Source organism: Streptomyces sp. NBC_01244, from assembly GCF_035987325.1.
Classification (GTDB): domain Bacteria; phylum Actinomycetota; class Actinomycetes; order Streptomycetales; family Streptomycetaceae; genus Streptomyces.
This window is the reverse complement of record NZ_CP108488.1, coordinates 5,527,395-5,546,649: the sequence shown is the minus strand read 5'-3', so window position 1 is coordinate 5,546,649 and position 19,255 is coordinate 5,527,395. Positions and strand designations below refer to the sequence as shown.

Annotated in this window: 19 protein-coding genes; 13 read left to right on the top strand and 6 right to left on the bottom strand. The window is 71.6% G+C overall.

The genetic code is table 11. The features are described from left to right. Positions 1-9 precede the first annotated feature (9 nt). Positions 10-2,538: an FG-GAP repeat domain-containing protein gene (locus OG247_RS25050; RefSeq protein ID WP_327254362.1), complete on the top strand. Its 2,529-nt coding sequence runs from the start codon at positions 10-12 to the stop codon at positions 2,536-2,538. 90 nt (positions 2,539-2,628) lie between these two features. Here the strand turns inward: OG247_RS25050 and OG247_RS25045 are convergent, their stop codons facing one another. Continuing rightward, a complete protein-coding gene (locus tag OG247_RS25045; protein WP_327257610.1) occupies positions 2,629-3,525 on the bottom strand; it encodes an NADP-dependent oxidoreductase in 897 nt (298 codons plus the stop codon). Between the two features lie 151 nt (positions 3,526-3,676). Between OG247_RS25045 and OG247_RS25040 the strand changes: the two genes are divergently transcribed. Then, a complete protein-coding gene (locus OG247_RS25040) occupies positions 3,677-4,102 on the top strand; it encodes a winged helix-turn-helix transcriptional regulator (RefSeq protein WP_327254361.1) in 426 nt (141 codons plus the stop codon). A gap of 68 nt (positions 4,103-4,170) precedes the next feature. Further along, a complete protein-coding gene (locus OG247_RS25035; protein ID WP_327254360.1) occupies positions 4,171-4,920 on the top strand; it encodes a Mut7-C RNAse domain-containing protein in 750 nt (249 codons plus the stop codon). 162 nt (positions 4,921-5,082) lie between these two features. Here the strand turns inward: OG247_RS25035 and OG247_RS25030 are convergent, their stop codons facing one another. Further along, on the bottom strand, positions 5,083-5,622 hold the full coding sequence (locus tag OG247_RS25030; RefSeq protein WP_327254359.1) for a hypothetical protein: 540 nt from the start codon (positions 5,620-5,622) through the stop codon (positions 5,083-5,085). 209 nt (positions 5,623-5,831) lie between these two features. Between OG247_RS25030 and OG247_RS25025 the strand changes: the two genes are divergently transcribed. Continuing rightward, entirely contained in the window at positions 5,832-6,593 is a 762-nt protein-coding gene (locus OG247_RS25025) for an SDR family oxidoreductase (protein ID WP_327254358.1), read from the top strand. A 13-nt stretch (positions 6,594-6,606) separates the two neighbouring features. Here OG247_RS25025 and OG247_RS25020 read toward each other — a convergent pair whose 3' ends face one another. Then, entirely contained in the window at positions 6,607-7,329 is a 723-nt protein-coding gene (locus tag OG247_RS25020; RefSeq protein ID WP_327254357.1) for a polysaccharide deacetylase family protein, read from the bottom strand. A gap of 201 nt (positions 7,330-7,530) precedes the next feature. On the opposite strand from OG247_RS25020, the gene OG247_RS25015 reads away from it, so the two are divergent. Next, positions 7,531-8,103, top strand: a complete 573-nt coding sequence (locus OG247_RS25015) for a Uma2 family endonuclease (protein ID WP_327254356.1) — start codon at positions 7,531-7,533, stop codon at positions 8,101-8,103. A gap of 74 nt (positions 8,104-8,177) precedes the next feature. Here OG247_RS25015 and OG247_RS25010 read toward each other — a convergent pair whose 3' ends face one another. After that, positions 8,178-9,371: an RtcB family protein gene (locus tag OG247_RS25010; protein ID WP_327254355.1), complete on the bottom strand. Its 1,194-nt coding sequence runs from the start codon at positions 9,369-9,371 to the stop codon at positions 8,178-8,180. 171 nt (positions 9,372-9,542) lie between these two features. Here OG247_RS25010 and OG247_RS25005 point away from each other — a divergent pair, with 171 nt between their 5' ends. From OG247_RS25005 to OG247_RS24995, 3 genes are all read left to right on the top strand, one after another. After that, positions 9,543-10,433 (top strand): DUF3558 domain-containing protein, encoded by an 891-nt coding sequence (locus OG247_RS25005; RefSeq protein WP_327254354.1) that lies wholly within the window; start codon positions 9,543-9,545, stop codon positions 10,431-10,433. Between the two features lie 147 nt (positions 10,434-10,580). Further along, the gene (locus tag OG247_RS25000; protein WP_327254353.1) at positions 10,581-11,390 is read left to right on the top strand and encodes a DUF3558 family protein; all 810 of its coding nucleotides are present in this window, start codon (positions 10,581-10,583) and stop codon (positions 11,388-11,390) included. 122 nt (positions 11,391-11,512) lie between these two features. Beyond that, positions 11,513-12,895, top strand: coding sequence for a DUF2637 domain-containing protein (locus OG247_RS24995; protein ID WP_327254352.1), 1,383 nt, complete (start codon positions 11,513-11,515; stop codon positions 12,893-12,895). An 89-nt stretch (positions 12,896-12,984) separates the two neighbouring features. On the opposite strand, the gene lysS is transcribed toward OG247_RS24995, so the two are convergent. Then, positions 12,985-14,724: a lysine--tRNA ligase gene (lysS, locus tag OG247_RS24990; RefSeq protein ID WP_327254351.1), complete on the bottom strand. Its 1,740-nt coding sequence runs from the start codon at positions 14,722-14,724 to the stop codon at positions 12,985-12,987. A gap of 210 nt (positions 14,725-14,934) precedes the next feature. Between lysS and argS the strand changes: the two genes are divergently transcribed. The 3 genes from argS (at position 14,935) to OG247_RS24975 (ending at position 17,631) form a co-directional block, all read left to right on the top strand. Continuing rightward, a complete protein-coding gene (gene argS / locus OG247_RS24985) occupies positions 14,935-16,728 on the top strand; it encodes an arginine--tRNA ligase (protein ID WP_327254350.1) in 1,794 nt (597 codons plus the stop codon). 103 nt (positions 16,729-16,831) lie between these two features. After that, the gene (locus OG247_RS24980; protein ID WP_327254349.1) at positions 16,832-17,134 is read left to right on the top strand and encodes a hypothetical protein; all 303 of its coding nucleotides are present in this window, start codon (positions 16,832-16,834) and stop codon (positions 17,132-17,134) included. Continuing rightward, entirely contained in the window at positions 17,131-17,631 is a 501-nt protein-coding gene (locus OG247_RS24975; RefSeq protein WP_327254348.1) for a hypothetical protein, read from the top strand. Before OG247_RS24980 ends, OG247_RS24975 begins: the two co-directional genes overlap by 4 nt. Here the strand turns inward: OG247_RS24975 and OG247_RS44875 are convergent. Beyond that, the gene (locus OG247_RS44875; RefSeq protein ID WP_442813393.1) at positions 17,560-17,760 is read right to left on the bottom strand and encodes a FitA-like ribbon-helix-helix domain-containing protein; all 201 of its coding nucleotides are present in this window, start codon (positions 17,758-17,760) and stop codon (positions 17,560-17,562) included. The two genes, OG247_RS24975 and OG247_RS44875, sit on opposite strands and share 72 nt — an antisense overlap. A 153-nt stretch (positions 17,761-17,913) precedes the next feature. On the opposite strand from OG247_RS44875, the gene OG247_RS24970 reads away from it, so the two are divergent. Both OG247_RS24970 and OG247_RS24965 read left to right on the top strand, forming a co-directional pair. Beyond that, a complete protein-coding gene (locus OG247_RS24970) occupies positions 17,914-18,708 on the top strand; it encodes a VOC family protein (protein WP_327257609.1) in 795 nt (264 codons plus the stop codon). A 112-nt stretch (positions 18,709-18,820) separates the two neighbouring features. Further along, complete coding sequence (locus OG247_RS24965; protein ID WP_327254347.1) at positions 18,821-19,255, top strand: DUF3995 domain-containing protein; 435 nt, start codon at positions 18,821-18,823, stop codon at positions 19,253-19,255.

Sequence of the window (19,255 nt, the reverse complement as noted above, 5' to 3'; positions counted from 1 at the left end):
GGGGGATCCGTGCACCTGCCTGCTTCCGTCCGTCCCGCACGCGGCCCGCGCCGCCGCGGCCTGTCCGCGCTGGTCGTCGCCGCCGTCATGGCCGGCACCGCCCCGGCACTGGCCGGCACCGCCCACGCGGCGGACCTGCCGCCGTGGACCACCTGGTCGACCGTCTCCAAGGTGCGGGTCGACCCGTACACGCAGGGACTCGTCCAGCGGGACGACGGCTCCGCGGTGGTGCTCTTCTACCAGGACGCCCTCATCTCCGGATCGTGGCGGCCCGTGCTCCAGGCAGCCGTGCGCCCGGCCGGCGAAGACACCTGGGAGACCCCGAAGCAGCTGTCCTCGTCGGCCGAGTGGAAGGGACAGGCCACCCTCACCCTCGTGGGCGGTGACGTGGTCGCCGCGTGGACCGAGTACCCGGACGTCGCGGATCCCGCCCAGTGGGGCAAGGTGCCGCTCCGGCTCGTCACCTCCACCCTGCAGAACGGCACGTGGTCGGCGCCCACCACCCTCTTCGACCTGGACAAGAGGCTCGTCCCGACGAAACCCGACCTGGCCGCCGGCGCCGACGGCACCGTCGCCCTCACCTGGCAGCAGCGCAAGACCTACGGCACCGAGTCTTCCGTCTGGGCGGCCACCCGCACCCCCGACGGCACGTGGTCCGCCGCAGCCCAGGTGAGCAACGCCGCCGCGGACGACGACCCCGGGGCCGAACGGCCCGAGGCCACCGTCGACTCCGACGGCACACCCGTGGTCGCCTTCCGCCAGCTGAAGGAGAACGGCGGCTCCAGCATCCGTACGTCCACCCGCCCGGCCGGCTCGGCCGGCTGGACGGCGCCCGTTCCGGTCGCGGACTCCGTCACCGTTCTGGGCGAACCCCGACTGGCCGGCGGCGCCGGCCGCGCCGTGGCCCTGACGTGGACCGAGCAGCTCAAGGGCGAGAACGACCGGCTGCTCCACACTGCCGTCGTGCCCGACGCGAAGGCCGACTGGCGACGTGCGGCGGACCTCAGGGTCGGCACGAGCCCGTGGACGTCGACCTCCGAGCCGCTGGTCGAGCCCGACGGCGACGTGTCCCTGGTTTGGACCGAGGGGGGCGACCGCGATCACCGCGTGGCATCCGCCACGCTGAACCACACGGACGGCAAGTGGTCCCGCGTGACCACCCTCTCGTCCCCGGAGCACGGGGCGGTCTTCGAGGACGCCGCCGTCGGCAAGGACGGCACTGTCAGGGCCCTGTGGCAAGGCGGCGGCGAGCAGCTGCACCAGGCACGCCTCAAGGACGGCGTGTGGTCGGGCGGCACCCTGCTGTGGGGCTCGCAAGGCGCCGACAACGTGGACGGCCGGATCGCAGCGGGGCCGGACGGCCAGGCGACCGCCACCTGGGACATGGGCGGCGAGAGCGAGATCTACGGCCTCCGCAGCGCCCACACCACGAACGCACCCCTGACGGTCCGTAGCGCCGACGTCCCGTCGCTGTACGACCACTGGTCCGACACCTGGCGCCCCCAGTGGCGGCTCAGCCGACCCGTCTACTCCTGGACCCTGACCTTCACCGAGGCCACCGGGGCCTTCCGGCGCACCATCAAGGGCGGCACGACGCTGAGCCCCTCGGTGATCTGGGACGGCTACGGGGACGACGGGACCACCCACACCCCCAGCGGCCCCGTGAAGTGGACCCTCAAGGCCACGTCGATGCCCGGGGACGCCAGTGAGCAGACCCTGGCCACCGGCACGGTCACCGTCTACAACGGCGCCTCCGCCTTGCGTGACCAGGGCAGCGCCTCCGGCAAGCCCGACGGCATCGGCGACGCGCTCGTCATGACCACCAACGGCGGCATCCGCTCGATCTACGGGGACCGCGCCACCGGCGCCTTCAAGGGCACCGGCACCGGCTACGGCTGGCCCGCCGGCACCCTGCCCATCCCGGTCAAGGGACCGGCCCTCGACCTCACCAACGACCTGCTGATCCGCAATTCCCAGGGTGAGCTCCGCCGTTACACCGCCAACCCGGGCAGTACCTTCACGCCCAAGACCCCAAAGACGCTCATCGGCGGAGGCTGGAACCAGTACGACGTGCTGACCTCCCCCGGCGACGTCGCCGGCGGCGGCCCGGCAGAACTCGTCGCCCGCAACGCCTCGACCGGCGCCCTGTACCGGTACGCCCGCGCCAAGGACGGCCTCCTCGCACCGCGCGTACAGATCCCCGGCTCGTACAAGGGCTACAAGAAGATCCTCGGCGCCGGCGACCTCAACGGCGACCGGTTCGGCGACCTGGTCCTCCAGGACAAGTCCAACCGGCTGTGGCGCATGAACGGCAACGGCAAGGGCGGCTTCGCCGCGCCGGTGAAGATCGCCGACAGCTGGGGCTCGACGTACAACTCCGTGGTCGCCGCAGGTGACCTGAACGGCGACGGCCGCGCCGACCTCCTGGCCCGGGACACCTCCGGCGTCATCTGGCGGATCCCCGGCACCGGCAAGGGCACCTTCGGCAGCCGCGTGAAGATCGCCACCGGCTGGCAGATCTACAAGGGCCTGTACTAGGCACCGATACGGCACCCGCGTGCACGGGTCCTGGGCCCCGGCGCTGCCCAGTGCGGCGCCGGGCCCGGCCCCGGCCGCCGGGCCGCGGCCTCAGGCCGTCAGGACGATGCGGCCGCGCGTGCCCGGGTCCGCGAGGTGGGCGTGGGCCTTGGGGGCCTCCGCCAGGGGGAAGGTGCGCGCCACCCTGAGCGTCAGGTCACCCGTGTCGACCAGCTTCACCAGGCGGGCCAGGTGCGCGCCGTCCGCCGCGACCTCCTGCTCCACCACGCGGACGCCCCGCTCCGCCGCCGGGGCCGCGTGGGGAATCAGGCCGACGTAGGTGCCGCCGTCGCGGACGAAGGCCAGGGCCGGACCGCCGAGGACCGCCGTATCCACGACGCCGTCCACCGCGGCGGCCGGAGCCGCGCCGCGCGGGACGAAGTGGGCCGCGCCCAGGGACCGTACGAGTGCCTCGTCACCGGGTCCCGCCAGGGCCGTCACCACGTAGCCGGCCCGCGCCGCCAGCTGGACCGCGAGGCCGCCGACCGCCCCCGCCGCGCCGGTGACCAGGACCGCGGCCCCGGCCGGGAGTTCCAGGAGGTCCACCGCACGGGCGGCGGTCAGGCCGCTCAGCGGCAGCGCGGCCGCCGTGACCTGGTCGACCGTGACCGGAGCCGGAGCGAGCGCCGACGCGTCGAGCACCGCGTACTCCGCGTGCGTACCGAGCGGCTTGACCGGCCCGTAGTGCAGGCCGACCACCCGGTCGGACACCGCCCAGCCGGCCACGTCCGCGCCGAGCTCGTCGATCTCGCCCGCCACGTCCCACCCGAAGCCGAGCCGCTGCCCCTCGCCACCGAAGACCCCGGCCCGTACCGCGCCGTCGACCGGGTTCAGGCCGGCCGCCCGGACCCGTACGCGGACCTGCCCGGCGCCCGGCCGCGGGATCGGCACCCGTACGACCTCGATCCGCTCGGGGCCGCCGAAGCCTTCGGTCACTGCCGCCAGCATCGTCGTGCTCATCGCCATCGCCTCTTCCGCAGGTTCGCTCGCTCGTTCGTTTTCTTCCGGTGTTTCCGGTGAGAACTAACCTAGGGAGAGTTACTCTCGAATCGTAAGTACGTACCTCGGAGTGCGTACCCGACCCGGAAGTGGGGCACCCATGGCCACCCGTACCGCCGAGGCCCGCCGCGAAGAGGCCCGCGAGGCATACGACGCCTTCCTCAAGGAGTGCCCCACCAGCCAGCTCCTGGCCCGCATCAGCGACAAGTGGGTCGGCCTCATCGTCAGCGCGCTCGCCCAGGCCGAGGACCGCACCATGCGCTACAGCGAGCTCGGCCGCAGGATCCCCGGCGTCAGCCAGAAGATGCTGACCCAGACCCTGCGCTCCCTGGAGCGCGACGGCCTCGTCGCCCGCACCGTCACGCCCACCGTCCCGGTCCGCGTCGACTACCGGCTCACCGACCTCGGCGGCAACCTCGGCTGCCTGCTCAGCTCCGTGAAGGAGTGGGCCGAGAACCACTTCGACGAGGTCAACGCCCATCGCGAGCTGCACGACGCCGCCACCGCGGCGGCGATGGACTCCTAGCGGGGCCCTGCGTGCGCGGCCCCGTAAATCGCCCGCCGACCCCAGCCCCGCGATGGCATGCTGGCCTCGTGAACGGACCCGGCATTCAGCTCACCCTCGCCCCCGAACTGCACGTGTTCGCCGCGCCCGCGCGCCGCGGCGCCCGCGTGCCGACCACCACCGACGGCGTCTCCAGCCTCGGCCACGTCGTCGAATCGGCCGGCGTCCCCCTCACCGAAGTCGGCCGGATCCTCGTCGACGGCGCCGAGACGCCCCTCGCCCACGTGCCCCGGGCCGGCGAATCCGTGGAGGTCTTCGGCGTCGACCGCCCGCAGCACCTCCCCGGCGTCCCCCGGACCACGCCGCTGCGCTTCCTCCTCGACGTCCACCTCGGCACCCTCGCCCGCCGCCTGCGACTGCTGGGCGTCGACGCGGCGTACGAGAACGAGGACATCGGCGACCCGGCCCTGGCCACCCGCTCCGCCGCCGAGCAGCGCGTCCTGCTCTCCCGCGACCGCGGACTGCTGCGCCGCCGCGAGCTGTTCGCCGGCGCGTACGTCTACAGCGACAACCCCGACGAACAGGTCCGCGACATCCTGGGCCGGTTCGCCCCGGCCCTCGCGCCGTGGACCCGCTGCACCGCCTGCAACGGCACCCTGCGCGAGGCCGACAAGGACAGCGTCGGCGACCGGCTGGAGAGCGGCACGCAGCGCTCGTACGAGGTCTTCGCCCAGTGCGCCGACTGCGAGCGCGTCTACTGGCGCGGCGCCCACCACGCCCGGCTGGAGCGGATCGTCGACGAGGCCGTGGCCGAGTTCGGCGGCGTCGGCACCCCGTAGCCGCGGGCCCTCACGCTCACTCTCGCGCCCCGGCGGCAGGACCCGTACGCGTACGAACGCGTACGGGTCGGAACGCGGCCGGGTCGGAACGCGGCCGGGTCGGAACACAGACGGGCCAGACCGCAGACGGGCCAGACCGCGTCCGGTCAGAGCACGTCCCGGTCAGAACGCGTACGTGTCCCCCGTGTCCAGAGCCAGCACCACGTGCTCGTTGTTGGCGTGGTTCCGGTCGGTCGCGCCGCCGTTCCACCAGGTGTCGACCCGCACCACCACCTCCGCGGCCGGCTCCTTCAGCCGCAGCGCCAGCCCGATGTGCCGCCCCCGCCCGTGCAGCGGCAGCTCCCCGGTCTCGCACACCACCTCGCGCAGCCCGGCCCGCGCGCAGCCCTCCGCCAGCTCCTGGCGGCCCGCGAGGTCGGCCGACAGGCCCAGCCGTACGGTCGCGTTCGCCACGGCGGACGGCCCCTCGTTCTCCGGGACCAGCAGGATCCGCAGCCGGTTCCCGGTCAGGGCGACCCGCCCGTGATAGGCCACATCCGCCTCGGCCTCGGGCCCGGCACCCGCCTCGGCCCCTGCCCCTGCCCCTGCCCCTGCCCCGGCGAGGGCGTTCCCCACACCGCTCCCCAGCCCGCCGAGCAGCACCAGCAGCCCGGCCATCACCACACTCCGTACGGCACCTCGGCGCACCGCGACCACCTCCACGCGCGGACGCTAGCTCTCCCGCCCACCCGATGGTCGGACCATCACACGAACGTGGGCGAGCCCTCCTCCCCGTTCGCTCATTCGCCCGTTCCGCCGCCCTCTTCGCCTCCGGCCCACGTACGCCCCGCGCGGCCGGTGACCTGCACGGCGACCGGCCTATGCTGGCCAGTACCCACCCGTACGAACAGACGAACGCACGAGGAGCCAGCATGAGCACGGCCACCCGAACCGCCGTAGTCACCGGTGCGAGCAGCGGCATCGGCGCGGCCACCGCCCGGCAGCTCGCCGAGGCCGGCTACCACGTCGTCCTCACCGCCCGCCGCAAGGACCGCATCGAGGCCCTCGCCGCCGAGATCACGGCCGCCGGCCACGAGGCGACCGCCCACGCCCTCGACGTCACCGACCGTGCCGCCGTCGACGCCCTCGCCGCCTCGCTCCAGCGCTGCGACGTGCTCGTCAACAACGCCGGCGGCGCCCTCGGAGCCGACCCCGTCGCCACCGGCGACCCCGCCGACTGGCGCACGATGTACGAGGTCAACGTCATCGGCACGCTCAACGTCACCCAGGCCCTGCTGCCGGCCCTGACCGCCTCGGGCGACGGCACGGTGGTCGTCCTCTCCTCCACCGCCGGCCACTCCACCTACGAGGGCGGCGCCGGCTACGTGGCCGCCAAGAACGGCGCCCGCGTCCTCGCCGAGACCCTCCGCCTGGAGATCGTCGGCCAGCCCGTCCGCGTCATCGAGGTCGCCCCGGGCATGGTCAAGACCGAGGAGTTCGCGAAGACCCGCTTCGGCGGCGACGTCGAGCGGGCGGAGAAGGTCTACGCCGGCGTGGCCGAGCCCCTCTCCGCCGACGACGTGGCCGACACCATCACCTGGGCGGTGACCCGTCCCAGCCACGTCAACATCGACCTCCTGGTGGTCCGCCCCCGAGCCCAGGCCTCGAACACGAAGCTCCACCGCGAGCTGTAACCCGTAGAGCGGGCTACGGCACCAGCCCGGCGCTCTTCAGGTGCGGCATCAAGGCCGCCGGCTTCAGCCCGGCGGCCTTCGCCGCGTCCAGGGCCCGCTTCAGGTCCGCGCCGAGCGTCGGCGTGAAGTGCAGCAGCACGATGTCGCCGGCCTTCAGCTGCGGCGTGGCCGGCGTCTCGCCCCACGTCGTGAAGTCGTGCGTCCACGTGATCAGCGCCTTGACCCCGCACGCCTTCGCGGCCAGCCGCACGTCGTCGTTGACGGCCCCGTACGGCGGCCGCAGCAGCTTCGGCTCCCGCCCGAACGCCGCGGCGGCCTGCTCCCCTGCCCCGCACACCTCGGCGTCCTTGCCGGCGGCGTCGAGCGACGTCAGATCAGGGTGATTGACGGTGTGGTTCTCCACGTTCACCGACCGCCCCTGCGCGACGAGTCCGGTGAAGTACTGGGCGTCGTACGAGTACGCCCCCGGCAGCAGGAACAGCGACGCGGGCACCCGCTGGTCGACAAGCGTCCGGGCAACGGCCGGATCGTGCGCCCAGCCGTCGTCGATGGTGATGAACACGACCTTCTCCGCGGTCGGCACGTGCGACACCACGGGCGGCAGCCCCACGGCCCGCGAGGCCGCGGCAACGGCCGGAGCGGCGGCCTCGGCCCCGACGGCATCGGCTGCCTGAGCGGCACCAACGGTGAGCGACAACGACGCGAGCGCGGCAAGAACCGCACGGGATCTCCACATGCGGCACACCTTGGTCTAGACCAACTCCCAGCGTCAAGACCCCGGACGGCGACTTCCTCCGGCCGAATCCGACTGCCCCTTAACGGAGTTGACGACTCCGGCGGGCCGGCGGGCCGGATGTGCCCGTACGGGTGAAGTCGAGCGAAATGTCGGCGCGCGAGACTACGCTCCGGAAGCGTGAGCCACGAAAAGGAGGAAGCTATGGCCGTGATACAGCACGAGACCACGATCGCGGAGGCCGCCGATCGACTCTCCAGGGAGCTTCCCGGACACCGAGTGGAGATTCTCCACGGGAGGCTCACCGTGACACCACCTGCGGACGGCAGGCACGCCCGGACCCTGACCCGGCTCACCGTGGCCTTCCACGAGGCCGGGGCCGCGGAGGCAGGCCTGGAATTCCTCCAGGGCATCGGCATCTGGCTGCCCACCGGCGAGGACGACTACGCGGTCCCGGACTTCTCACTCGTCGAAGCCGACTTCCTGGACCACAAGGTGACGAAGAACTGCTACCGACCTGACGCCTTCCGCATGATCCTTGAGGTCACCTCCTCGAACTGGGCCGATGACCTCGGCACCAAGGTGGAGAGCTACGCCCGGGCCGATGTCCCGGTCTACGTCATCGCCGACCGCCAGCACGACGAAGTCGTGATCTACACGGACCCTCGCGCCACCTGCTACCGCTTGCGCAGAACCTTCAAGCGCGGCATGACGCTCCCCCTCCCCGACTACCTCGGGGTCACCCTCGAACTGCCGGTGGACATGCTTCTCGACTGACCACCCGGACCGGCCGAGGCCCGAACCGCCCACGGTCCGGGCCTTTGCGCTCCCCCGTCAGTTCGGCGCGGGCCTCAGCCCTTGACGCAGATGACCTGCTTCAGCTTGGCCACGACCTGAACGAGATCCGTCTGCTGGTCGATGACCTGCTCGATCGACTTGTACGCGCCCGGGATCTCGTCCACGACGCCCGAGTCCTTGCGGCACTCCACGCCCTTGGTCTGCTCCGCCAGGTCGCGCGCCGAGAACCTCTTCTTCGCCGCCGTCCGGCTCATCTTCCGACCCGCGCCGTGCGAGGCCGAGTTGAAGGACTTCTCGTTGCCGAGACCCTTCACGATGTACGAGCCCGTGCCCATGGAGCCGGGGATGATCCCGTAGTCACCGCTGCCGGCGCGGATCGCGCCCTTCCGGGTGACCAGTAGGTCCATGCCGTCGTACCGCTCCTCCGCCACGTAGTTGTGGTGGCAGCTGATCTCCTGCTCGAAGGAGACCTTGGCCTTGCGGAACTCCTTGCGGACGACCTCCTTGAACAGGCTCATCATCGCGGCGCGGTTGAACTTCGCGTACTCCTGAGCCCAGAAGAGGTCGTTGCGGTAGTCCTGCATCTCCGGGGTCGCCGCGAGGAACACCGCGAGGTCCCGGTCGACCAGGCCCTGGTTGTGCGAGAGCCCTCTGGCCACGCCGATGTGGAAGTCCGCCAACTCGTTCCCGATGTTCCGCGAGCCGGAGTGCAGCATCAGCCAGACCGAACCCGACTCATCGAGACAGAATTCGATGAAGTGGTTGCCGGATCCGAGCGTTCCGATCTGCTTCGTGGCGCGTTCACGCCTGAATTTGACCGCATCGCTGATGTAGTCGAACCGCTTCCACAGATCCGCGAACCCCTCCACAGAGAACCCGTACAACCGCCCCGGATCCACCGCCTCCCGGTGCATCCCCGCCCCCACCGGGATCGCCTTCTCGATCTGCGAGCGCAGCCCCGACAGGTCCCCCGGGAGGTCGTTCGCGGTCAGCGAGGTCTTGACCGCCGACATGCCGCAGCCGATGTCCACGCCCACCGCCGCCGGGCAGACCGCGTCCTTCATGGCGATGACCGAGCCGACCGTCGCACCCTTGCCGTAGTGCACGTCCGGCATGACGGCGAGGCCCTTGATCCAGGGAAGGCCCGCGGTGTTCTGGAGCTGGCGCATCGCGCTGTCCTCGACCGACGCCGGGTCGGTCCACATCCGGATGGGAACCTTCGCCCCGGGTACTTCTACGTATGACATTTCACCCTCAACACCCCGTCAACACCACAAAAGTCTCTTAACGCAAAAAGCCTCGCTCATGGCCTCAAATACGACATGAGACCGGCGCCGGCACCAGCGTGTGCGATAGACATTGTGTCCATCCGCGCCCCAGCCGCGGCAACGCATTTTCCCGAAGGGAGCCGGTGGAACGTGCAGCGCAAGACGGTACGAGTACGTGGAGTCCTGCCAGCCATCGCGATGCTCACCGCCCTCGCGGCCGGCCTCACCGCCTGCACCGACGGCGGCGCCGGAATCGGAACCGACAGCGACGCGAAGCCCGGTGCGAACGCCGGTACGGGTGCGCAGCCCGGCAAGTACCGCAGCCTGCCCATGCCCTGCAAGGCCGCCGATCCCAAGAAGGTCAAGGCCATGCTCCCGGCCGCCGACGGCCTCGCCCCCGAGGCCCTCGAAGCGCTCTACGCCGGGGTCGCGGACGCCTCGTACGACGCCGACCGGCGCGTCGGCTGCCGCTGGACCTCGCAGACGCCGGCCGAGACCCGGCTGCTGTCGGTGGGCTTCGAGCGCGTGGTCTCGTACGACCGGGCCACCACGAGCGACGACGACAAGGCGCGGCAGGTCTACGGCCGCAAGCTCACCGCCGCCAACCTGCCCATCCCTGGGCCGTCGGCGAGCCCGACGCCGACCCCGTCCGGGTCCGGGTCCGGGTCCGGGTCCGGGGCCCCGACACCCGGGGCCCCCGGTGCGACGCCGAGTACGAGCGCCGGCACCAGCCCCGGTGCGAGCACGAGCCCCGGTGCGTCCGCCAGCCCCTCCACCAGCCCGTCCGCCCCGCCCGAGCTCGGCTCCCGCGCCCTCGAAGGGCTCGGCGACGAGGCCTTCCTCGAGGACAAGCTCGCCGCGGCCGGGGCCACCGCCGCGCAGGCGCGCACGGTCCGCATTGTGTTCCGTACCTCGAATGTCATCGTCACCGTGGAGTACAGCATCCAGCCCGCGCTCCCCGGCACGGTCCCGCCCAGCGGTGAAACCCAGGACAGGGCACGGCAGTTGGCGCAGGCCCTCGTGGAGCGGTTCGACGACTAGCCGGTCCCGCCCCAGGGGGGCGTGCGGGGCCGTCGTGACGGCGCGCACAGCAGCCGGGCGCCGGGTCGGGCTACGGTTGCTCGGGTCCCGCGCCCGCAAGAGGGACCGAACGAGCCCGCACGAAGACCCACAACGTCTGAAGGAATCATGCACCGATCAGCCTCGCGCCTCACCCGCGTCCTCGCCTGCGCAGCCGTCCCGGTGATCCTCACGGTCGCCGGCTGCTCGTCCGACTCGGGCGAGAAGTCGGGCGCCGGCAGCGGCAAGAAGTCCGGAGCGTCCTCGTCCGCCGAGCCGAGCGCCAAGCCCTCCAAGGAGGCGCTGGAGAAGGCCGTGTACGCCACGCTGCCGGAGCCGTGCAAGGCGGTCGCCGCGAAGACCATCGAGACGATCGTCCCGAAGGCGAAGGACGCCAACGGCACCGCCGCCAAGTCCAACGACCTCACCAGCCGTGCCACCTGCACCTGGAACGGTCTGGACGAGGCCGGTCTGAAGGGCTCGCAGTACCGCTGGCTCTCGATCTCCCTGGTCCGCTACGACTCCCTCGCCTCCGTCGGCACCGGCAGCAAGCGCGCCGAGGACGAGTACGCGAAGCAGGTCGAGAAGGCGAAGGCCGTCGAGGGCGCGGAGAACGTGAAGCCGGAGGAGGCGGGCGGCATCGGCGACCAGGCCACCTCGGTCACCTTCACCACCAAGAAGGACGGCGACTTCTTCAACACGTCGGTCATCGCCCGCGCGCACAACGTCGTCATCACCCTGGACTACAACGGCACGGCCTACGAGGGCGCGGCCGCCCCGGACCAGGCCAAGCTGCTCCAGGACGCCATCGCGGCGACGAAGGAGACCGTCGCCTCGGTCGCGGCCGCCAACGAGGCGAAGCAGCCGGAACAGTCGGCCCAGCCGGAGCAGTCGGCCTCCGCTTCGCCCTCGTCTTCGCCCTCTCCCTCGAACTCCTAGAACGCATCGCGCCGTCGGCGGACCGGTGCCCGGAAGCCCCGGGTCCGGACCGCCGACGCCCCCTTGCCCGTACGCGCGTACGCTGTGCCCTGCCGTAGCTCGACAAGGGGAGGGGATCGCGGGTGGCCGCGATGCAGCTGACTCGTACGCACCGGATATTGATCGGTGTCGTGGTCGCCGGAGCCGTCGTCATCGCGGGGATCGGATTCGCCGGTTCGTACTCCGCCGTGCGCGCCCTGGCCTTGAAGAAGGGCTTCGGTTCCTTCTCGCTGGTCTTCCCGATCGGCATCGACATGGGCATCTGCGTCCTGCTCGCGCTGGACCTGCTCCTGACGTGGATCCGGATCCCGTTCCCGCTGCTGCGTCAGACGGCGTGGCTGCTGACGGCGGCGACGATCGCCTTCAACGGCGCGGCCGCCTGGCCCGACCCGCTCGGTGTCGGCATGCACGCGGTGATCCCGATCCTCTTCGTGGTCACCGTGGAAGCCGCCCGCCACGCGGTCGGCCGGATCGCGGACATCACCGCGGACCGGCACATGGAAGGCGTCCGCCTCACCCGCTGGCTCCTGTCCCCCGTCCCCACCTTCAAGCTGTGGCGCCGGATGAAGCTCTGGGAACTGCGCTCCTACGAGCAGGCCGTCGGCATGGAGCAGGACCGCCTGATCTACCAGGCCCGCCTGCAGGCGCGCTACGGCCGCGCCTGGCGCCGCAAGGCCCCCGTCGGAGCCCTGATGCCGCTGCGCCTCGCCCGCATAGGCGTCCCCCTCTCCCAGACCGCCCCCGAGGGCCTGGCCGCGGCGGGCATCGAGCCCCTCCTCATCCCCCCGCCCCCGGCCGCCGATCCGACGGCTCCGGCGCTCACGGCGGGCGCCGAGGGCGCGCGGCAGCCGGCCGCGGCGACGGCGCCGGGTGTTCCCGCCCTCGGCCCCGCCGGCCCGGACACCGAGGCCGGCACCAACGCCGGCGCCGACGGGTCGGCCGGTGGCGACGCCGCGCAGCACCAGCAGCCCGCCGCGCCCTTCGTGGTGGACCCGACCGCGATGCCGGCCGCGCACAACAGCGCGTGGTTCGCGGCACCCCGCGCGCCGCAGGCCGCGTACGAGGGCGGCTACAACCCGCAGTACGTCGAGGGCCTGGAGCCGACCCCGGTCATGCCCCCGGCGGGCCCGGAGCAGGAGCCGCAGCAGCAGGAGCTGCCGATACCGGGTCCCCGCCAGGAGGAGGCCCCTCTCCCGGAGGCAGGGGCAGGGGCCCAGGCCCAGGCCGAAGCGGAAGCCGAAGCCGAAGCGAACATCGACGACGTGAAGTTCGCGGAGGCCGCGTACGAGGTCTTCCGCGCCTACATCGACGAGTTCTCCGGCTTCCCGACCCCGGAGCAGGTGGACATACACCTCTCGGACCGTCACGGGATCGTGCACCCGCGCAGCGCGTCGATGATCCGCCGCCTGATGCCGGAGCTGAAGCAGCGCTACCAGCGCGACCTGGAGAGCGAGCACATCGCGTAGCCCCGTACTCGTACGGGCAGCAGAAGGGCCCGCACCCCCTCAGTAGCAGGGGGGTGCGGGCCCTTCTCACGTCACGCGGACGCGGAACCTCAGGCGGCGAGCAGCTTGCGCACCCGCTCCGCCCCCACCGCGAGCAGCAGCGTGGGCAGGCGCGGCCCGGTCTCCCGGGTCACGAGGAGCCGGTAGAGCAGTGCGAAGAACGTGCGCTGCGCGACCTTGAGTTCCGGCGTCGGCTTGGCGTCCGGCTCGAGGCCGGCCATCACCTTCGGCACGCCGTAGACGAGCGTGGTGAGGCCGTCGAGGGACCAGTGCGAGTCGAGCCCGTCGACGAGGCGGCGCAGGGACTCGCGCCCCTCGTCGTCCAGGGAGGACAGGAGCTCTACGTCGGCCTCCTCGCGCACCAGCGTCCGCTGGTCGGCGGGGACCTGGGTGGTGATCCAGTTCTCGGCGCGGTCCAGGCGCGGGCGCACCTCGTCGAGCGAGGTCAGCGGCCGCTCCGGCTCCAGGTCGCTCAGGATCCGCAGGGTCTGCTCGTCGTGTCCGGCGGTGATGTCCGCCACCGAGGCGAGCGTCCGGTAGGCCAGCGGGCGCGGGGTGCGCGGCAGCTCGTGCGAGGCGACGCGTACGGCGCGGGCGTGGGCGGCGGCGTCGGCGGGCAGCACGGAGCCGTCGGCGACCTTGGCCTCCAGCTTGTCCCACTCGTCGTAGAGCCGCTGGATCTCCTGGTCGAAGGCGATCTTGAAGGACTGGTTGGGCTTGCGGCGGGCGTAGAGCCAGCGCAGCAGCTGCGGCTCCATGATCTTCAGCGCGTCGGCCGGGGTCGGGACCCCGCCCTTGCTGGAGGACATCTTGGCCATGCCGCTGATGCCGACGAAGGCGTACATCGGTCCGATCGGCTGCTCGCCGCCGAAGATGCCGACGATCTGGCCGCCGACCTGGAAGGAGGAGCCGGGCGAGGAGTGGTCGACGCCGGAGGGCTCGAAGATCACGCCCTCGTAGGCCCAGCGCATGGGCCAGTCGACCTTCCAGACCAGCTTGCCGCGGTTGAACTCGCTGAGCTTGACCGTCTCGGTGAACGCGTCCTCGGTGCAGACGTAGGTCAGCTCGGTGGTCTCGTCGTCGTAGGACGTCACCGTGGTGAAGTCCTTGCCGCACTCGGCGCAGTACGGCTTGTACGGGAAGTACTCCGTACCCTCCGCGCTGCCGTCGTCCTCGGCGGCCGCGCCCGAGCCCTCGGCGGCTTCCAGCTCGGCCTCGTCGACCTGCTTCTGCTGCGGCTTCTTGCCGCCGGGCTTCCCCTTGGTCCGGTACTGGTCGAGGATCGCGTCGATGTCGCCGCGGTGCTTCATCGCGAACAGCACCTGCTCGCGGTAGGTACCGGCGGTGTACTGCTCGGTCTGGCTGATCGGGTCGTACTCGACGCCCAGCTCGGCCAGCGCCTCGACCATGGCGGCCTTGAAGTGCTCGGACCAGTTCGGGTACGCGGATCCCTCGGGGGCGGGCACGGCGGTCAGCGGGCGGCCGATGTGCTGCGCGTGCGACTCCTCGGTGACGCCGGGGATGCCCTTGGGGACCTTGCGGTACCGGTCGTAGTCGTCCCAGGAGATGAGGTGGCGGACCTCGTGGCCCCGGCGGCGGATCTCGTCCGCGACCAGGTGCGGGGTCATGACCTCGCGGAGGTTGCCCAGGTGGATCGGGCCGGAGGGGGACAGGCCTGACGCGACGACGATCGTTTTACCGGGGGCTCGGCGCTCCGCCTCGGCGATGACCTCGTCCGCGAAACGGGAGACCCAGTCGGTCTCGGTGCTGCTCTGCGCGCTCTGAGCCACGACACGTCCTTCTATCTCGAATGCTGGCTTCTCGCCATTCTCCCAGACGGAAGGGAGCGCTCTGCGGTTTCGGAGGGTTATCGGCCCGGCCCACTACCCCGTATATCCCGGGATGTGGACAGCCCCCGCGTGGGATACTCGGTCCTTGTCTGAAACCCCAACCGAAACCCCAGTGCACGCATCGGCACGACCTCACAGGAACGGCAGCTCATGGCCTCGGTCCCTTCCCTCGCTTCCTCCGTCAACCAGCGCGTCGCCGACGCACTCGCCTCCGCCCTGCCGGATGCCGGTGCGAGCGACCCGCTGCTGCGACGAAGCGACCGGGCCGACTTCCAGGCCAACGGCATCCTGGCGCTCGCGAAGAAGGCCAAGGCCAACCCGCGCGAGCTGGCGACGACCGTGGTCGAGGGCATCGACACCGCCGGCCTGATCCAGGAGATCGAGGTCTCGGGTCCCGGCTTCCTCAACATCACCATCACCGACCGGGCGATCGTGGAGACCCTGGCGGCCCGCGCCGCGGACGACCGTCTCGGCGTGCCGCTCGCGGCGAAGCCGGGTACGACGGTGATCGACTACGCGCAGCCGAACGTGGCCAAGGAGATGCACGTCGGCCACCTCAGGTCCGCCGTGATCGGCGCGGCGATGGTGGAGATCCTGGAGTTCACCGGTGAGAAGGTGGTCCGGCGTCACCACATCGGCGACTGGGGCACGCAGTTCGGCATGCTCATCCAGTACCTGCTGGAGCACCCGCACGAGCTGGACCACAAGTCCTCCGAGAGCGCCGACGGCGGCGAGGTCTCCGGCGAGGAGGCCATGTCCAACCTGAACCGCCTCTACAAGGCCTCGCGCACGCTCTTCGACTCCGACGAGGAGTTCAAGACGCGGGCGCGGGCCCGGGTGGTCGACCTCCAGGCCGGCGAGCCGGAGACCCTCGCCCTGTGGCAGCGGTTCGTGGACGAGTCGAAGATCTACTTCTACTCCGTCTTCAACAAGCTGGACATGGACATCCAGGACCCCGACGTCATCGGCGAGTCCGGCTACAACGACATGCTGGTGGAGACCTGCAAGCTGCTGGAGGACTCGGGCGTCGCCGTCCGTTCCAACGGCGCGCTCTGCGTCTTCTTCGACGACGTCAAGGGCCAGGACGGCAACCCGACCCCGCTGATCGTCCAGAAGTCCGACGGCGGCTTCGGCTACGCCGCGACCGACCTCTCGGCGATCCGGGACCGGGTGAGCGAGCTGGGCGCGACCGAGTTGATCTACGTGGTCGACGCGCGGCAGTCCCTGCACTTCAAGATGGTCTTCGAGACGGCCCGCCGCGCCGGCTGGCTGAACGAGGACACCAAGGCCGTGCAGCTGGCCTTCGGCACCGTGCTGGGCAAGGACGGCAAGCCGTTCAAGACCCGTGAGGGCGAGACGGTACGGCTGGTGGACCTCCTCGACGAGGCCGTCGACCGGGCCACGGCCGTCGTCCGGGAGAAGGCCGAGAAGATCGGTCTGAGCGAGGAAGAGATCGTCGAGAACGGTCAGTACGTGGGCATCGGCGCCGTGAAGTACGCGGACCTGTCCACCTCGGCCTCGCGCGACTACAAGTTCGACCTGGACCAGATGGTCTCGCTGACCGGTGACACGTCCGTGTACCTCCAGTACGCGTACGCCCGCATCAAGTCGATCCTGCGCAAGGCGGGCGAGGCGGGCGACCGCAAGCCGGTCGCGCACCCGGAGCTGGAGCTGGCGCCGGCCGAGCGCGCGCTGGGCCTGCACCTGGACCACTTCGGCGAACTCATCGCCGAGGCGGCCGCGGAGCACGCCCCGCACAAGGTGGCCGCGTACCTCTACCAGCTGTCCTCGCTGTTCGCGACGTTCTACGAGCAGTGCCCGGTCGTGAAGCCCGAGCCCGAGCTCGTCGTCGGCGAGAACCGTCTGTTCCTCTGCGACCTGACCGCCCGCACCCTCAGCAAGGGCATGTCCCTCCTCGGCATCCGCACCCCCGAAAAGCTCTGACCCCGGGACCACGTCGCACCGGCGGCCCCCGCCTCCCCCACCGGGAGACGGGGGCCGCTGCGTTCCCCCAACAAGCCGTAACACGCCGTGCTACGCTCGCTTCATGGCCCCCAAGGAGCGGTTCAGCATCAGCATGGACGCGGCGCTGCGCACGAGAGTGAAAGAGCATGCCGACGCGATGGGGATCGACGTCTCCTCCTACGTCACGGCTGCCGTCCTGAGGCAGATCGACGAGGACATCCTCGTCGCTCGCCGCTTCGCCGACATCGACGCGGACATCGCGGCGACCGAGGCGATGGCTCCGCCGCAGGGCCAGGGCGAGGAGTTCGACGAGGCCGACATGGCCGCCGTACGGGCGGGTATCGCCCAGGCCCTCGCGCCCGAGGCGCGGGACTCCGCCGCGTGAGCGATCCCGTCTTCGTGTACGACACCGGCATGCTGGTTGCGCTGGACCGTGCCGAACAGCACGCCAGGCGCCTGCACCAGTACCTGACCGAACAGGGCCATCCTCCCGTCGTGCCGCTGCCCGTGCTGGCGCAGGCCTGGCGCCCGGGTCAGTGGACCCCCCTGACCCGCGCCGTCCCCCAGTGCACGGTGTTCGGCGTACGTTCCTCCGCGGCGCTGTCGTGCGGCGTGTGCCTGGCCGGTCACGTGGAGGACGACGCCAAGCGAGCCGGCCGGATCCTCGCCTCAGCCGCGATCCCGGCCGAAAAGCGGCCCGACGCCGTGGACGCACTCGCCGTCGTGATCGCCGCCAGGCATCCGCATGCCGTCATCGTCACCTCCGACCCCCGAGACATCTCGGCCTACCGGGATGCCCTGCCGGGCGCCTCAGAAGCCGTGCGGGTGCTCGACGTGACCGACCTCGCCTCGTTCATCGCGGGCAAGCGCGTCCTGCACTGAAGTCATCCTGGCCACGTCCTCCAGCACGGTCCGCGCGTAGTCGTGCAGCGACTGGCCGTTGCGGGCGGCCCGTGCTTTCAGCTCGGCGAGCACTTCCTCGGACACTCCACGGACACTCAAGTCGGCCATGCGGCAAGCCTGGCACCCGGGCGACGTTCCGTCGGCGGATATCGCGTCCCCTCCGGCCGGTTCACCCGTACGGTCCGATTCCGGCCACCCCGGCCGGGTAGGGGACGGGCCGTCCAACCCCTACCCACCCCGACGGAGGGCCCCGTGCCCGACATGAACGGCCCCTACAAGCCCGGCACCCCCTGCTGGATCGACCTGATGGTTCCCGACCAGCAGGCCGCCATCGACTTCTACGCCGACCTCTTCGGCTGGCAGGGCGAGATCGGCCCGCCCGAGACCGGCGGGTACTCCGTCTGCACCCTCAAGGGCAAGCCCGTCGCCGGGATCATGAAGGCGATGAACCCGGACGGCACCGTCCCCGACCCGATGCCCCCGACCGTGTGGACCACGTACCTGGCCACGGACTCCCTCGACGCCACCCTGAAGTCCGTCACCGACGCGGGCGGCACGGTCATGATGGGCGCGATGGGCGTCATGGACCTCGGGCGGATGGCCGTCATCGTCGACCCGACCGGCGCCGTCGTCGGCCTGTGGCAGGCCGGCACCTTCGACGGTGCGGGCATCGTCAACGAGCACGGCGCGCTCATCTGGAACGAGCTGAGCACCGGCGACGTCCCCGCCGCGAGAGCGTTCTACGGCGCCGTCCTCCCCGTCACCACGGCCACCTCCGAGATGCCGGATGCCGCGGGGTACACGGAGTTCCAGGTCGGCGGCCGCGCGGTGGCCGGAATGATGGACCTGAAGGACCTTCCGCCGGGCACCCCGCCGAACTGGATCCCGTACTTCAGCGCCGACGACGTCGACGAGATCCAGGCCGCCGCCACCCGCGCCGGAGGCTCCGTCATGGCCCCGGCCTTCGACATGGCGGCCGGCCGCATGGCCGTACTGGCGGACCCGCAGGGCGCGGTCTTCGCGGTGATCAAGGCCCGCCCGGAGATCGTCGACTGACGGGCGTCCTGCGACGTGCGTGACGGGGCTCACAGGGAACGTTTCCCCTGTGGGCCCCCTCCTCTGTGTGCCGGATCGTTGCCGGAGCGTTCCACCACCGAGGGGGCACACCATGAAGGACCCGACACGCAGGCGTCGCACCGGGCGCGCGCTCGCCGCGCTGCTCGCCGCCGACGGGCTGGTCCACCTGTACTGGGCCACCGGCCTGACCTGGCCCGCCCCCGACGAGCGGACCCTGTCCCTGGCCGTGCTCGGCTCCGAGGTGTCCTTCGGCCCGCCCGTCGTCCTGCCGCTCGCCGCGCTCACCCTGACCGGCGCCGCCGCCGTGCTCGCGCACGCGCACGGCCGGGGAGGGCGGCCCGCCCGCCTGGTGACGGCCGCCGTCGCCGCCGGGCTGGCCGTACGGGGCCTCGCGGGCCTGGGCTGGGCCGCCGGCCTCCTCGACAGCCCGGCGGACGGCCCCTTCCGCGCCCTCAACCTCGCGCTCTACACCCCCGCCTGCCTCGGCTTCGGCTGGGCGGCTGCCCGGCTGGCGCGGGCCCGGTGA

What these genes read in the sequence shown, in the direction of transcription:
- OG247_RS25045 (WP_327257610.1), bottom strand. Translation starts at nt 3,525, where the DNA reads ATGCTGGCGGCAGTGACCGAAGGCTTCGGCGGCCCCGAGCGGATCGAG.
- OG247_RS25015 (WP_327254356.1), top strand. Translation starts at nt 7,531, where the DNA reads ATGGCCGTGATACAGCACGAGACCACGATCGCGGAGGCCGCCGATCGA.
- OG247_RS24980 (WP_327254349.1), top strand. Translation starts at nt 16,832, where the DNA reads ATGGCCCCCAAGGAGCGGTTCAGCATCAGCATGGACGCGGCGCTGCGC.
- argS (WP_327254350.1), top strand. Translation starts at nt 14,935, where the DNA reads ATGGCCTCGGTCCCTTCCCTCGCTTCCTCCGTCAACCAGCGCGTCGCC.
- OG247_RS25025 (WP_327254358.1), top strand. Translation starts at nt 5,832, where the DNA reads ATGAGCACGGCCACCCGAACCGCCGTAGTCACCGGTGCGAGCAGCGGC.
- OG247_RS25040 (WP_327254361.1), top strand. Translation starts at nt 3,677, where the DNA reads ATGGCCACCCGTACCGCCGAGGCCCGCCGCGAAGAGGCCCGCGAGGCA.
- OG247_RS25000 (WP_327254353.1), top strand. Translation starts at nt 10,581, where the DNA reads ATGCACCGATCAGCCTCGCGCCTCACCCGCGTCCTCGCCTGCGCAGCC.
- OG247_RS24965 (WP_327254347.1), top strand. Translation starts at nt 18,821, where the DNA reads ATGAAGGACCCGACACGCAGGCGTCGCACCGGGCGCGCGCTCGCCGCG.
- OG247_RS25020 (WP_327254357.1), bottom strand. Translation starts at nt 7,329, where the DNA reads ATGTGGAGATCCCGTGCGGTTCTTGCCGCGCTCGCGTCGTTGTCGCTC.
- OG247_RS24970 (WP_327257609.1), top strand. Translation starts at nt 17,914, where the DNA reads ATGAACGGCCCCTACAAGCCCGGCACCCCCTGCTGGATCGACCTGATG.
- OG247_RS25010 (WP_327254355.1), bottom strand. Translation starts at nt 9,371, where the DNA reads ATGTCATACGTAGAAGTACCCGGGGCGAAGGTTCCCATCCGGATGTGG.
- OG247_RS44875 (WP_442813393.1), bottom strand. Translation starts at nt 17,760, where the DNA reads ATGGCCGACTTGAGTGTCCGTGGAGTGTCCGAGGAAGTGCTCGCCGAG.